The organism is gamma proteobacterium symbiont of Lampromicra miyakona, from assembly GCF_059730895.1.
The window spans coordinates 2,364,415-2,378,442 of the sequence record NZ_AP035932.1; the positions used below are offsets into that span (position 1 = coordinate 2,364,415).

General features: G+C 58.7%; 11 protein-coding genes. 5 read left to right on the forward strand and 6 right to left on the reverse strand.

The features are described from left to right. Nucleotides 1-41 precede the first annotated feature (41 nt). Nucleotides 42-2,822 (reverse strand): flavocytochrome c, encoded by a 2,781-nt coding sequence (locus AC6I8P_RS11010; RefSeq protein ID WP_498030618.1) that lies wholly within the window; start codon nt 2,820-2,822, stop codon nt 42-44. A gap of 605 nt (nt 2,823-3,427) precedes the next feature. On the opposite strand from AC6I8P_RS11010, the gene AC6I8P_RS11015 reads away from it, so the two are divergent. Then, nucleotides 3,428-4,939: an anion permease gene (locus AC6I8P_RS11015; RefSeq protein ID WP_058769656.1), complete on the forward strand. Its 1,512-nt coding sequence runs from the start codon at nt 3,428-3,430 to the stop codon at nt 4,937-4,939. Nucleotides 4,940-5,103: 164 nt separating this feature from the next. After that, nucleotides 5,104-6,747: a class I fumarate hydratase FumA gene (fumA, locus tag AC6I8P_RS11020; protein WP_058769655.1), complete on the forward strand. Its 1,644-nt coding sequence runs from the start codon at nt 5,104-5,106 to the stop codon at nt 6,745-6,747. A 71-nt stretch (nt 6,748-6,818) separates the two neighbouring features. On the opposite strand, the gene AC6I8P_RS11025 is transcribed toward fumA, so the two are convergent. Together AC6I8P_RS11025 and exaC are read right to left on the reverse strand one after the other, a co-directional pair. Then, complete coding sequence (locus AC6I8P_RS11025) at nt 6,819-6,983, reverse strand: hypothetical protein (protein WP_021506344.1); 165 nt, start codon at nt 6,981-6,983, stop codon at nt 6,819-6,821. A gap of 167 nt (nt 6,984-7,150) precedes the next feature. Then, a complete protein-coding gene (gene exaC, locus AC6I8P_RS11030; RefSeq protein WP_021506345.1) occupies nt 7,151-8,671 on the reverse strand; it encodes an acetaldehyde dehydrogenase ExaC in 1,521 nt (506 codons plus the stop codon). A 272-nt stretch (nt 8,672-8,943) separates the two neighbouring features. Here exaC and AC6I8P_RS11035 point away from each other — a divergent pair, with 272 nt between their 5' ends. After that, on the forward strand, nt 8,944-9,507 hold the full coding sequence (locus AC6I8P_RS11035; RefSeq protein WP_021506346.1) for a class I SAM-dependent methyltransferase: 564 nt from the start codon (nt 8,944-8,946) through the stop codon (nt 9,505-9,507). Here the strand turns inward: AC6I8P_RS11035 and AC6I8P_RS11040 are convergent. Next, nucleotides 9,495-10,208 (reverse strand): glutamine amidotransferase, encoded by a 714-nt coding sequence (locus AC6I8P_RS11040; protein ID WP_058769654.1) that lies wholly within the window; start codon nt 10,206-10,208, stop codon nt 9,495-9,497. The two genes, AC6I8P_RS11035 and AC6I8P_RS11040, sit on opposite strands and share 13 nt — an antisense overlap. Before the next feature lie 186 nt (nt 10,209-10,394). Here AC6I8P_RS11040 and AC6I8P_RS11045 point away from each other — a divergent pair, with 186 nt between their 5' ends. Together AC6I8P_RS11045 and AC6I8P_RS11050 are read left to right on the forward strand one after the other, a co-directional pair. Beyond that, nucleotides 10,395-11,279, forward strand: coding sequence for a DMT family transporter (locus AC6I8P_RS11045; RefSeq protein WP_058757622.1), 885 nt, complete (start codon nt 10,395-10,397; stop codon nt 11,277-11,279). Nucleotides 11,280-11,325: 46 nt separating this feature from the next. Next, on the forward strand, nt 11,326-12,687 hold the full coding sequence (locus AC6I8P_RS11050; RefSeq protein ID WP_498030619.1) for a CoA transferase: 1,362 nt from the start codon (nt 11,326-11,328) through the stop codon (nt 12,685-12,687). Between the two features lie 4 nt (nt 12,688-12,691). Here AC6I8P_RS11050 and AC6I8P_RS11055 read toward each other — a convergent pair whose 3' ends face one another. Both AC6I8P_RS11055 and AC6I8P_RS11060 read right to left on the reverse strand, forming a co-directional pair. Further along, nucleotides 12,692-13,249, reverse strand: a complete 558-nt coding sequence (locus tag AC6I8P_RS11055; protein ID WP_021506350.1) for a TorD/DmsD family molecular chaperone — start codon at nt 13,247-13,249, stop codon at nt 12,692-12,694. Between the two features lie 27 nt (nt 13,250-13,276). Next, entirely contained in the window at nt 13,277-14,014 is a 738-nt protein-coding gene (locus tag AC6I8P_RS11060; protein ID WP_136548503.1) for a phosphatase, read from the reverse strand. Between the last annotated feature and the right edge of the window lie 14 nt (nt 14,015-14,028).

Genomic DNA, 14,028 nt, shown 5'->3' on the forward strand with positions numbered 1-14,028 from the left:
GCAAGAGAACGATGCCCGCAGGGCGCGGGCATCGTGATAGCTTAGTTACCTAACGCCAGTTTAGCGGCATTACGACCCGCTTTGATACCAAAGATAATGATATCGGCGACGGCGTTACCGCCGATGCGGTTCGCACCGTGGATGCCGCCGACCACTTCACCCGCCGCCCAGGCACCAGGAATCACCTGTTTCTGCGCGTCAAGCACCGCAGTCTCAGTGTTGATGGTCACGCCGCCCATGGTGTGGTGCACGCCCGGTGCGATACGAATCGCGAAGAACGGACCCTGATTGAGCGGATGACGCAGCGCGGTGGCACGGCCAAAGTCTTCGTCTTTCTGGTTAAGCACAAACTCATTGTAACGGCCCAGCGTGCTTTGCAGCGTTTCCTGATCCATGTTGAGTTTCACCGCCAGCTCGTGAGGCGTTGGCGCGCTAATCACAAAGCCTTTGGCGATGTATTCGTCCGCCGCTTTGTTGTTGGCACGTACCTGCTCATCGAACACAATCCACGCGCTTTTTTCCGGCAGCGCGATAATCTCGGCAGAAACTTTGTCACGGGTTTCCATTTCATTGTAGAAACGCTTACCGGCCTGGCTGACCAGAATCGCCCCGCCGCCGCGCATCGCTTCGGAAATCAGGTACGAGGTGGTCTGCTCAACGGTTGGGTGGATCTGGATTTCGCCCATGTCGACGGTCTCAGCGCCAATTTTCTGCAGCATGGCGATACCGCTGCCGGTGGCGCCTTTGTGGTTGGTGGTGACGAAACCATCCAGCTCCGGACGGTATTTCACCACCATCTCGCGGTTGGCACTGAAGCCACCGGTGGCCACAATCACGCTTTTCGCATTCAGTATACGGCTGTCGTTGTACTCATCGACCACTTTCACGCCGGTCACCGCACCGTTTTCAAACAGAATCTCGGCCACCGAGGTTTCCAGCAGCACTTCGATGTTGCGCTGGTTAACGTTTTTCACCAGGCCGCTAATCAGGAAGCCGCCCACTGCCGAGCGATCTTCCGGACGGTGCGTACGGTCAATGCTCATGCCGCCGGTGATGGTGATATCGCTCAGCTCAATGTCTTTCGCCGCCAGCCACTCAATGGCTTCTGGCGCACGCTCAACGAACTCACGCAGCAGCACCGGGTTGTTTTTGAATTTGCCGCCTTTCAGCGTTTCCTCGTAGAACAGCTCTTTGCTGTCTTCGATGCCTTTCAGTTTCTGATAACGGGTTTCCGCCGCGTTCATCCCCACCGACGCTTTGATGGTGTTACCGCCAATGGTGGGCATCTTCTCAATGATCACCACGCGCGCGCCGTCATCGTGTGCCTGAATCGCCGCCGCCAGACCGGCTCCGCCGGTACCAACCACCACCACATCGTAATTGACCGGCGCATTCGGGTTGCCGCCCTCTTCAATCACATACTCTTTGCTGGAGGTGGTGAGCGCGCGCGATACCGCTTTCTTCAGCGCCTCACTCTGCGTGGTAGCACCGGTGATGGCATCGACGTGCGGACTGTTCGCCACCAGAATACGTTCACGCAGGCTTTCAAAGGTGCTGGTGAAATCGACGTCGAGGTTAGGATCCGGCACCAGCGAGATGTCGGTGATACGGTCGGTGTCGAGCGTTACGTTGATTTTCAGCTTCAGCGCTTCGGCTTCTACTTTCGCCTGGTAAACGCCGGCTTTGTACTTACGATGGCCATCGCTGACGTCACGGATCATCGCATCCACCAGCGAGAAGCGCCACAGCGGTTCCGGAATGGTCAGCGCTTCGCGTTTGGTGCTGTCGATGTACAGATCCATGTGCTCGTTTTTGATGATGCGATCGGCCCAGTCCGGATAGGCAATACAGGCTTTACCAATTGCCACCAGATCGAAGCCCGAGGCCAGCGCCAGTTCGGCATCCTCTTTGTTCACCACGCCGCCAACGCCAATCACCGGCACTTTCGCCAGCGTTGCCGAGCGCTGTTCAATGTATTTGCTGATTAACGGCGTCGGATCCTGGGTGTCGACAATCGACGGACGCAGCAGCTGGCCGACGGAGAAGTGCACGTAATCCAGCCCGCGCGCCGCCAGTTTTTCCAGCAGGTACAGCGTGTCGTCCCAGCGGATACCGGGCACTTCCAGCTCTTCCGGCGAGAAACGATAGCCGATGATGAAATCCGCTGCGGCGAAGCGCTCCGCCATTTTGTGGGTGATTTCCAGCACTTCCAGCGGGAAGCGCGCGCGGTTGTCGCGGCTGCCGCCCCATTTGTCGTCGCGCTGGTTAGAGTTCGGCGAGTAGAACTGCTGAATCAGGTAGGTGTTAGCGCCGTGGATCTCCACGCCGTCGAAGCCGGCTTTGATGGCGCGGTTCACCGCATCACCAAACTTGGTGATCATCACCTCCACTTCTTCCGCCGTCAGCGCCTGCGGGGTGCTGGCACCTTCACGCGGCGCGGCGATAGCGCTGGGTGCGACCGGGGTTTTCCCGCCGATCAGCGCCGGCTCAACCATGCGGCCGCCGTGGTAAATCTGCAGAATGGCTTTGGAACCCTGGGACTTGATGGCGTGCGCGATTCTGGCCAGGCCAGGGATTTTGTTGTCGCTGTCGATGCCGATAGCGCCCGGGAACGCCGGACCGCGGTTATCGATAAAGGCGCACTCGACGATCACGGTGCCGATGCTGCCGGCACGCACGCGATAATACTCAACGAGATCGCTGGTCACGCCGCCGTCGTAATAGCCGGTACAGGTGGTCATCGGGGCCATCACCAGGCGGTTTTTCAGCACCGCCCCTTTCGGTAATGTCAGCGGATTAAGAATCGGGGTGAGCGTATTCATGATGAGCAACTCCAGAATTAAGAAATCGTGTATTCAATTCTTTGGCAGTTCGGAGGTCTTTATAATTAATTTAAGTGGTCCGACTTCATGGTATAAATATACCATTTTATTTAGTTACATAACCAAGAATGTTAGTTATATAAGTTTTACGCGTGAAAATACTTTTTATTGCTCATTGCTGAAATCCGCGCTCCGCTAAGTTTTAACCAATACTTGACAAAAATCAACTTTTTCCTTACATTTAAAACAAATGACGTAATATCAAAGAGATAAAAAGAGCCTTTCGACCGATTCTGGCGGTATTTTTGCCGTTCCGTTCACTTTTAACACATATTTTACACCTGTTGGTTCATTTATTACGGCGCAAAACGTTAAAACAAAAAACCCGCTAATAATTTTATTGATCCAGATCAAAATAGATATTTTAATTAATCGCATCATAGCGTCATTCAATAGATAATTCGCGAAGCAAAATTGCAATAACGAAGATTCATGTAAAAGACACTTTAAAACGTCCCGGTTGATCTGCTACAAGCGTTTCGTAACTAAAAAAATCAACCCGACCGGGCCGTCAATCGCATTCCCATAACTTGCAGACCAAAACTATGAATACACAAACAACCCAGAGTGAACCCCTAAAGGCGCCACCTGCCGCACCGGGGAAAAAGAACCGGCTAGTCATGTTGTGCCTGCCGATCGTGGTTGCCGTGCTGTTGCTGCTGGTGCCCACCCCTGCCGGGCTGGAGCCGTATGCATGGCACTTCTTCGCCATCTTCGTCGGGGTGATTGTCGGCCTGATCTTCGAACCGCTGCCGGGCGCGGTCATCGGCCTGACCGGCGTGGTGATCATCGCGCTGTTCAGCCAGTACGTGCTGTTCAGCCCGGCAGAACTGGCCGATCCGAAGTTCAAAACGGCCGGACAGGCGTTTAAATGGGCGGTGAGCGGCTTCGGCAACTCCACCGTGTGGCTGATTTTCGGCGCCTTCATGTTTGCCGCCGGCTACGATAAAACCCAGTTTGGTCGCCGCCTGGCGCTGATTCTGGTGAAATATCTCGGCCGTCGCAGCCTGACGCTCGGCTATGCCATCACCTTTGCCGACCTGCTGCTGGCACCGTTTACGCCGTCCAACACCGCGCGCAGCGGCGGGACGATCTATCCCATCATTGCCAACCTGCCGCCGCTGTACGGTTCTAAACCTAACGACCCAAGCGCACGCAAAATTGGTTCTTACCTGATGTGGGTTGCTATCACCGCCGCCTGTATCACCAGTTCAATGTTCCTCTCCGCGCTGGCCCCTAACCTGCTGGCGCTGGCGCTGGTAAAAAGCGTGGTTGGCTTTGATATCTCGTGGGGCATGTGGTTCCTCGCCTTCCTGCCGCTGGGTATCCTGCTGATTCTCACCATGCCGCTGCTGGCTTACTGGCTCTATCCACCAGAAGTAAAAGTGAATGACGAAGTGCCACGCTGGGCTAAAGCCGAGCTGGAGAAACTGGGTCCGCTGTCGCGCAATGAAATTCTGCTGCTGGTGTTCGTGGTCGCCGCGCTGATGATGTGGATCTTCGCCACTGCGTGGATTGAACCGGCGATGGCCGCCCTGCTGGTTATCGTGCTGATGCTGTGGACCGGCGTGCTGAACTGGAACGACATCACCAGCAACAAAGCCGCCTGGAACACCTTTGCCTGGTTTGCCACGCTGGTCGCGCTGGCTGATGGTCTGGCGCGCGTAGGCTTCATCGCCTGGCTGGGTAAAGAAGGTGCGCTGCTGCTGCACGGTTACGACCCGCAGGTTTCCGCGGTGGTACTGCTGGTCGCCTTCTACCTGCTGCACTATCTGTTCGCCAGCACCACGGCGCACACCACCGCCCTGCTGCCTGCCATGCTGACCATTGCCGCCTCGATTCCGGGCATCAACATGCCGGTGTTCTGCCTGATGATGTGTACCTCACTGGGTGTGATGGGCATTATCACCCCGTACGGCACGGGCCCAAGCCCGATTTACTACGGTAGCGGCTACCTGCCAACCAAAGACTACTGGCGTCTCGGTACCATCTTTGGTGCCCTGTTCCTGGTGGCGCTGATGGTCATTGCCTACCCGTGGATGGTGATGATGTTCTGATGATGTTGCTTTGATGTTAAAAACGCAGCCGCGTAATAACGTTAAAGTGGTATGATACTCGCCAGTCAGCTCTTGCCGCGGACTGGCGAGAGAAAATCGAATAACAGATCGCCTAATTTGTCGCCCGTCATGCTGGCGGGCAACACGAAGCTAAGTGAGCCAACATGTCGAACAAACCCTTCTACTACCAGAATCCCTTTCCTCTCGCCAAAGATGATACCGAGTACTATCTGCTGAGCCGCGACCATGTTTCGGTGGCCAACTTTGACGGTGAAGAAGTCCTGAAAGTCGACCCGAAAGCGCTGACGCTGCTGGCGCAGCAGGCGTTCCACGATGCCTCTTTTATGCTGCGCGCCTCACATCAGCAGCAGGTGGCGTCGATTCTGGCGGACGATGAAGCCAGCCAGAACGACAAATACGTGGCGCTGCAGTTCCTGCGCAACTCGGAAATCGCCGCCAAAGGCGTGCTGCCGACCTGCCAGGACACCGGTACCGCCATCATCATGGGTAAAAAAGGCCAGCGCGTCTGGACCGGCGGTGGCGATGAAGCTGCGCTGTCTCAGGGCGTTTACAACACCTTTATCGAAGATAACCTGCGCTACTCGCAGAATGCGCCGCTCGATATGTACAAAGAGGTCAACACCGGCACCAACCTGCCGGCGCAGATCGATCTCTACAGCGTTGACGGCGACGAATACAAATTCCTGTGCATCGCCAAAGGTGGCGGTTCTGCTAACAAAACCTATCTGTATCAGGAAACCAAAGCGCTGATCACACCAGCGAAGCTGAAAAACTACCTGATCGATAAAATGATGTCGCTCGGTACGGCGGCCTGTCCGCCATACCACATTGCGTTTGTGATCGGCGGCACTTCCGCTGAGAGCACGCTGAAAACCGTGAAGCTGGCGTCAACCCACTATTACGATTCGCTGCCGACCGAAGGTAACGAACACGGTCAGGCGTTCCGTGACGTGCAGCTGGAACAGGAACTGCTGGAAGCCTCGCAGAAACTCGGCCTCGGCGCGCAGTTTGGCGGTAAATATTTTGCTCACGATATCCGCGTGGTGCGTCTGCCGCGTCACGGCGCATCCTGCCCGGTAGGTATGGGCGTTTCCTGCTCGGCTGACCGCAACATCAAAGCCAAAATTAACCGCGAAGGCATCTGGATCGAGAAGCTGGAAGACAATCCAGGCCGCTATATCCCGGAAGCGCTGCGTCAGCAGGGCGAAGGCGAAGTGGTCAGCGTCGATCTCAATCGCCCGATGAGCGAGATCCTCGCCCAGCTATCCGCTTACCCGGTGGCGACGCGTCTGTCGCTGAACGGCACCATCATCGTGGCGCGTGATATTGCGCACGCCAAACTGAAAGAGCGCATCGACAACGGCGAAGGTCTGCCGCAGTACATCAAAGATCACCCGGTGTACTATGCAGGCCCGGCGAAAACACCGGAAGGTTACGCGTCCGGTTCACTCGGTCCGACCACCGCCGGCCGCATGGACTCCTACGTCGATCTGCTGCAGGCTAACGGCGGCAGCATGGTGATGCTGGCCAAAGGTAACCGCAGCCAGCAGGTCACCGATGCCTGCCATAAACACGGCGGCTTCTATCTGGGCAGTATTGGCGGCCCGGCGGCGGTGCTGGCGCAGCAAAGCATTAAGAGTCTGGAGTGCGTGGAGTATGCCGAACTGGGCATGGAAGCGATCTGGAAAATTGAAGTTGAGAACTTCCCGGCTTTCATCCTGGTGGATGACAAAGGCAATGACTTCTTCCAGCAAATCCACAACCAGTGTGCTGCCTGCGTGAAATAAGCCGGCCTGCAATAAAAAAATCCGCGGCGTAAAAGCTGCGGATTTTTTTTGTCTGCCAGCCCCTGCTGCGCTCACACACCGCGCAGCTGCACGTCCAGCAACAGATCGGCATCGTCGTCGTTCTGGCCAATCACGTAGATTGCCTGGCGGCCCGGCAGATTTACGGTAATGATATTCTCTTCGACCGCATCCAGCACTTCGTCGTGCTGCTCCTGAAAGTGGTACAGGGTGTTCATCTTCTCTCCTTAAAAACGGTGCGTTACTGTATAAACTCACGCCTCTTAATATCGACAAGACGCGTCTTAATAACAGGGGGAATAATCTGTTTTTTCTGTCAGCACTGTGACAGGGCTGTGTGACGTTGCCATGAAGGCGGCAGCGGCGCGCACCGCTGCCGGTTAAATCAGAAAAAGCCGAGAGGCTGCGTACTGTAGCTGACCAGCAGATTTTTAGTCTGCTGGTAGTGATCGAGCATCATTTTGTGGGTTTCACGGCCAATCCCGGATTTTTTATAGCCGCCAAACGCGGCGTGCGCCGGATAGAGGTGATAGCAGTTGGTCCAGACGCGACCGGCTTTGATCGCGCGACCTACGCGGTAAGCACGGTTAATATCGCGCGTCCACACGCCCGCACCGAGGCCGTAAATCGAATCGTTGGCGATGGCAATCGCTTCCGCTTCGTCTTTAAAGGTCAGCACGCCGACCACCGGTCCGAAAATCTCCTCCTGGAAGACGCGCATGCTGTTATCGCCTTTCAGCAGCGTCGGCTGAATGTAGTAACCGCTGGCAAACGCCTCACCGATTTTCTCCACCCCGCCGCCGTGCAGCACCTGTGCGCCCTCCTGCTGCGCAATCTCCAGATAAGAGAGAATTTTGTCGAACTGCTGCTGCGAGGCCTGCGCGCCGATCATCGTCTCGGTATCGAGCGGATCGCCACGCTTAATGGTCTGGATGCGCTTCATCACCGCCGCCATAAACGGCTCAAAAATCGACTCCTGCACCAGCGCGCGTGACGGACAGGTACAGACTTCGCCCTGATTAAGGAAGCCCAGCACCACGCCTTCGGCCGCTTTTTCGATGAAGCTTTCCTCCGCCTGCATGATGTCTTCGAAGAAAATGTTGGGCGACTTGCCGCCCAGCTCGACGGTGGACGGGATCAGGCTTTTTGCCGCCAGCTCAAGAATGTGGCCGCCGGTGGCGGTCGATCCGGTAAAAGCGATTTTGGCGATACCCGGATGCGAAGCCAGCGCCTCGCCGGCCTCTTTGCCGTAGCCGTGCACCACGTTAATCACGCCCGGCGGCACCAGGTCTTTAATCAGCTCCATCAACAGGGTAATGGAGAGCGGCGTCTGTTCGGCGGGCTTCAGCACCACGCAGTTACCGGCACCCAGCGCCGGCGCCAGTTTCCACGCCGCCATCAGCAGCGGGAAGTTCCACGGAATAATTTGTCCGACGACCCCAAGCGGCTCATGAAAGTGGTAGGCGGCGGTGAATTCGTCGATCTCTGCCGCGGTGCCTTCCTGGGCGCGCACGCAGCCGGCAAAGTAGCGGAAGTGGTCAACCGCCAGCGGCAAATCAGCCGCCAGGGTTTCACGCACCGGCTTACCGTTATCCCAGGTTTCATTGACCGCGATGGCTTCCAGATTGGCTTCCAGCCGGTCGGCAATTTTCAGCAGCAGCAGCGAACGCGCCTGCGGCGAGGTTTTGCCCCATGCGTCCGCAGCGGCCTGCGCGGCGGCCACGGCGTTGTCGATATCCTGTTTATCCGAGCGCGGGAATTCGCCGATAGTCGAGCCGTTGATCGGCGTGGTGTTAACAAAATAGTTACCGTTTACCGGCGGAACAAATTCGCCGTTGATGAAGTTGCCATAACGCGATTGCAGATGGATGAGAGAACCGGTTTCTCCCGGAGCAGCGTAACGCATGGTGTTTCTCCTTGCGGGACAGAGTGGCGATTAACAACATTTAAACTTGTTATTAACACTGAGCGAACAATGCCAGCCTGTCAGATCGCTCAGCGGGAAACTGTGACCGCATCGAAGGAAAAGAGGGCATTAAGAAACGGCCCTGCCGTCACGCCATAACCTGCGCCTGTCGCAGACAGATAATTCCGAGTTTGGCCATAAGCGCGATGAAAAGCGGAACATGTGCGATTTGTGCGGTCAATATGAAGCAGACCCGTGAACAGGAGAACAAGATGCTGGCTTCAGCCCTGATGGTAATGCGCGCCAAAGCGAACTTCGTTCAGCAATTTATCCGCAATCCGCGCAAAATGGGCAGCATCACGCCCTCTTCAGCCGCCCTGTGTCGCGCCATGTGTGAAACGGTCAACTGGGAGCACAGCCTGCGCATTGCCGAGCTGGGTGCCGGCGACGGCGTGCTGACCCGTCATCTGCTGGCACATATGGCACCGCAGGCGCAGCTGGATGTGTTTGAAATCAGTCCCGAACTGGTAAAAGGGTTACGCCGCTGGAACGATGCGCGCATGCAGGTGCGCGCCTGCTCGGCAGAGTATCTGTCCGGGGAGTACGATGTGATTTTTTCCGGCCTGCCGCTGCTGTCGCTGCCGCCCGCAACGCGCGACGCCATTCTCAGCGCGGTACATGAAGGACTGGGACCGCGCGGCGTGTTTGTCCAGTTTCAATACACCTCGCTGACGCAGCCCAGCCTGTCACGCTACTTCACCTGGCAGCGCCAGCGGGTGCTGAAAAATATGCCACCCGCGTGGGTTTATCGCTGCACGCGGCATTACGCGCCCTGAGCCTGCGCCTGCGGGCGCGTTTGCTGCCAGAAACGCTGCAGCAGCTCGCGCGCCCAGTCTTCGCCAGACAGCTGCGCGCCATCATCGCTGACGCCGGAAGGCAGACAGGCGGTCATGATGTTATGGTCGAACTCCGGATGGAACTGCACTGACAGCGCCTGCGGCGAATAGCGCAGAATCTGGCAACCATCCAGCGCTGAACGCGCCAGCACCTGTGCCTGCGGCGGCGGTACCAGCACCGACTGGCGGTGCGACAACCACGCCGGGAAGGCCTCCGGCAACTGTGCCAGCCACGGATCGCGGTGCGGGGTGCGCGTCAGGGTTTTCAGTCCGCGCTCCCAGCCGTTCGGGTTATCGCCCACTTTACCGCCCAGCGCATAGGCCATCAGCTGATGGCCATAGCAAACGCCGAGCAGCGGCAGTTGCGCGTCGATGGCCGCACGAATCCAGGCGGCGGTGCGCTCGCTCCAGTCGGCGTGATCGGTCACCATCGCCCACGAACCGCTGAAAATCGCGCCGCTGATGCCAGAGAAAGCCGGCAGCTCTTCTCCGAGATGCGGCCGCACAATGACATAATCATCCGGCTGTAGCGCCAGGGCTGCAATAAACCACTGTGGTTGTTCACCAATTTTTGCCACCACCTGCGGCGGCGGCGTTTCGAGTTGAATCAGAGCAAGGGGTAAGGTGCGGATCTGTGTCATGCCGAATACGGTCCTCAAATGATCGTGTTTCGGACATCCACTCTGACAGTAAATTTGCCCCCTGTCCTGGATTTTTCGGCATAAGCTAATGCCATTACGAAAAAAAGCGTCGCCCGCGTGCGCCAACCGATCGCCTTCGTGCCATCATTAGACGGTGACAACATCGATAAAACAAAGGACAGCAGCGTGGCGGTGCGGCATTTTTTTCTGGTTCTGATGGTGGTGTGCATCTGGGCGTTCAATAACGTGGCGATAAAGTGGGGATTGCTGGAGCTTCCGCCGCTGTTTCTCACCTGGATGCGCTTTGTGGTGGTGGCTATCGTGCTGGTGCCGTTTTGCCGCATCACGCGCGCCCAGCTACCGTGGCTGCTGACGCTGGCGTTTACCTTTGGCTTCATGCACTTTTCGCTGCTGTTTGTCGGCATGCGCTATACCGATGCCGGCACCGGGGCCATTGTGGTCCAGCTGGGCACGCCGATTGCCATGCTGCTGGCGATGGTGGTGCTGAAGGAGAAACTGCGGCTGGTGCAGCTGTGCGGTATCGCCATCTCGCTGGCCGGGGTGGTGGTGCTCTCCGGCAGCCCGACAATTCCGGCGTGGTGGGTGCTGTGTATTCTGCTGTGCAGCGCCACTGGCTGGGCGGTGAGCAATATGATTGTGAAAAAGTCACCGCCGATTAAACCGCTGACGCTTACCGGCTGGATCTCCTTCCTTGCGGTGCCGATTGTCGGCGCGGCCTCATGGCTGACCGAATCGCAGCAGTTTACCGCGCTGAGCCACGCCGGCTGGCGCGGCTGGTTTGGCATCCTGTATAGCGCCCTCGCCTCGTCAATTGTCGCCTACACGCTGTGGTACGCGCTGCTGAAAAAATATAACGTCAACCTGATTATGCCCTACTCGCTGCTGACGCCGGTGCTGGCGGTACTGATGGGCGTGCTGGTGCTGGGCGACAGCATGAACAGCTTCAAAATTCTGGGTGCCTCGCTGGTGGTGCTGGGGACGGCGATTGCGGTGATTAACCTGCGTAACCTGCGCATGCATGCCCGCTTTCCGCGTCTGCGCCGCCGCTAATCCACTCTGCTATGCTTGAAGCTCGCGTGTTTTCCGGAGGTTTAGCATGGATTCTCAACGCGCTGCCGCATTGTGGCAGCAACTTTGGCAGGGATTGCGGGGTGCGGAACACGCGCCGACGATCCACTTTCTTCAGACCGACAGCTTCCCCTCGGCTTTTGCCGTTAGCGAACTCGCCGCCACCAGCATCGGCCTCGCCAGCCAGGCGCTGAGCGATCTGCTGGGGCGCCCGGCCCCGGTCAGCGTCAACGTCCGCCTGGCCTCGCGCTGGTTTCAGCACAGCCTGACGCCGCTGAACCGTCCGCCAGCCGCCCAGTGGGACGCGCTGGCCGGTGACTATCCGTGCGAGGATGGCTGGATCCGCCTGCACACCAACGCACCACACCATCGCGCCGCCATGGCGCGCGTGCTGGGCGAGCACGCCGATCGGTCATCGCTGGCGGCGGTGGTGGCACGCTGGCAGGGACACGCGCTGGAGCAGGCCGTGGTCGACGCCGGCGGCTGTGCCGCCTGGATGCGCAGCGCACAGCAGTGGCAGCAGCACGCGCAGGGACTGGCGGTAAGCGAAGAAGCGCTGATTGCCCAACGGGCAACCGGCGAAGCGCCCACGCCGGGCTGGGCGCTGCTGCCGGCGCGGCCGCTGCTGGGCGTGCGGGTGCTGGATCTGACGCGCATCATTGCCGGACCGGTAGCGACCCGCTTTCTGGCCAGCCTCGGCGCGCAGGTACTGCGCATCGATCCGCCCGGCTGGCGTGAACCGACGCTGGAAGAGGAGATCAACTGCGGCAAACGCTGCGCGCAGCTGGATATCAAAACCCGCGCCGGGCGCGATCGGCTGATTACGCTGCTACAGCATGCGGATGTGCTGGTGCACGGCTACCGCGCGGACGCACTGGAAAAGCTGGGGCTGGATGCGGAGAGCCGTCAGCGGCTGGCGCCGGGGCTGGTGGATGTCAGCCTCAACGCCTGGGGCTGGCACGGGCCGTGGCGCAACCGGCGCGGTTTTGACAGCCTGGTGCAGATGGCCTGCGGCATCGCCGAACAGGGTATGCGCTGGCAGGCAGGCGTTAAACCGACGCCGCTGCCGGTGCAGGCGCTGGATCACGCCACCGGCTATATGATGGCGGCCGCGGTGCTGGAAGGATTACGCCAGCGCCGCGTTAACGGCACCGGCTGGCAGGCGCGTTTGTCGCTGGCGCGTACCGCGCTGCTGCTTCAGCAGCACGGCGCAGCGCCACAAGGCGAACAGCGTGGCATTACGCCGCAGCCGCACGATGCGCTGAGCGCGCTGGAGATCAATCGCTGGGGGATTGGCGAGCGCCTGCGCGCCGCGGCTTATCTGCCCGGTACGCCGATGCTGTGCGCTTCACCGGCGCAGCTGCCCCGCAGCAGCCATCCCTGCTGGTGACGACTCAGGCGTCGTCGCCCTCTTCACGCAGTTCGTCATACATCGCCTGAATCGCCTCACGGCTCAGCGCCGCCAGCGTGCGATAAAACGCGGTGGTGGCGTGGGCTTCCACTTTACCGAGGAAGGCGCCGCACCACGGCAGCAGGTAGTCATCGAACAGCGCCAGCTGGGCCGCCGCCTCATCTTCTGCAGACTGATCTTCCAGCCAGGAGGCCGCCAGCAGCAGCACGCCAAAGTGATCGGCCGGCGACTCGCTCAGTGGCATACCGCGTGAGGTTAAAAACGCCCGCACCTCGGCTTCCTGCGGTCCGTTCGGCCACTGTGAGGCGTACGGCGGTACGCTGCAGTCGCTGCCGACGAACAGCGCGTTGTAATCCGCCGCCAGCGCCTGCGGATCGCTATTCTGCTGCAGCCGGGTCAGCAGTTCATCCTGCTCCAGCGGCCACTGATCTTTCAGTTTGCCTTCGCGCAGCAGGGTGAACAGCGGCACCAGCAGCGGGTCCTGCGGCTGGCGATTAAACAGCGAGCCGATGACGCGGCAGAGAATGGAAAACTCATTCATGCAACAGAATTCCTTGAGGCAAAAAAGTTAAAAGTCGGCAAATTCCGCAATGTGTTTGCCGGTGCGCTGTTCGAGAAAGTCGAGCAGGCGACGCGGCGTGACATTTAACACGCGATCCTGCGGAAAATCCACTTCGCGCGTAATACGCAGGCAGTGTTCGAAATCACCGAGCGTAAAGGCGGTGTGCGAATCGGAGCCAAACGCCAGCCGGCCACCGGCGTCACGCACCGCTTCCGCAATCGCGCGGCAGTTAGGTTCACTGCCCGGGCGCGAATGGGTGAACGACGAGTTGTTGATCTCCAGCGCCACATCGTAGTGCGCGGCGGCTTCCGCGATAGCGCGAATATCCACCGGGAATTTCGGGTTGCCCGGATGGCTGATGATGTGTACCAGTCCGCTGGCCATGGAGGCAATCATCGCTTCGGTGTGGTGAGCCTTGTCACGCGGCGCATAGACCGGCTCATGGAAGCCAGCGACGATCAAATCCAGCGCATCCAGCATCGGCCCGCTGCAATCAATCTCACCCTGCTGATTTTTGATGTTGGCTTCAATGCCGCGCAGCACGCCGACGCCGTCAATCACGCGCGGCCAGATGCGCATATTCACAAAATGCCAGTAGTGCGGCGCATCGGCCATGTCCGGACCGTGATCGGTAATGGCGAACAGCTTCAGGCCGTTCCGTTTCGCCTGCGCGACGTAATCGTGCAGCGTGCTGTAAGCATGGGTGCTGGCCACGGTGTGCATATGTAAATCGACGGGATACATCCTCTTCTCCTCTG

Excerpts from the sequence above, each read along its gene's own strand:
- AC6I8P_RS11010 (WP_498030618.1), bottom strand. The coding sequence starts at position 2,822 with ATGAATACGCTCACCCCGATTCTTAATCCGCTGACATTACCGAAAGGG.
- AC6I8P_RS11015 (WP_058769656.1), top strand. The coding sequence starts at position 3,428 with ATGAATACACAAACAACCCAGAGTGAACCCCTAAAGGCGCCACCTGCC.
- fumA (WP_058769655.1), top strand. The coding sequence starts at position 5,104 with ATGTCGAACAAACCCTTCTACTACCAGAATCCCTTTCCTCTCGCCAAA.
- AC6I8P_RS11025 (WP_021506344.1), bottom strand. The coding sequence starts at position 6,983 with ATGAACACCCTGTACCACTTTCAGGAGCAGCACGACGAAGTGCTGGAT.
- exaC (WP_021506345.1), bottom strand. The coding sequence starts at position 8,671 with ATGCGTTACGCTGCTCCGGGAGAAACCGGTTCTCTCATCCATCTGCAA.
- AC6I8P_RS11035 (WP_021506346.1), top strand. The coding sequence starts at position 8,944 with ATGCTGGCTTCAGCCCTGATGGTAATGCGCGCCAAAGCGAACTTCGTT.
- AC6I8P_RS11040 (WP_058769654.1), bottom strand. The coding sequence starts at position 10,208 with ATGACACAGATCCGCACCTTACCCCTTGCTCTGATTCAACTCGAAACG.
- AC6I8P_RS11050 (WP_498030619.1), top strand. The coding sequence starts at position 11,326 with ATGGATTCTCAACGCGCTGCCGCATTGTGGCAGCAACTTTGGCAGGGA.
- AC6I8P_RS11055 (WP_021506350.1), bottom strand. The coding sequence starts at position 13,249 with ATGAATGAGTTTTCCATTCTCTGCCGCGTCATCGGCTCGCTGTTTAAT.
- AC6I8P_RS11060 (WP_136548503.1), bottom strand. The coding sequence starts at position 14,014 with ATGTATCCCGTCGATTTACATATGCACACCGTGGCCAGCACCCATGCT.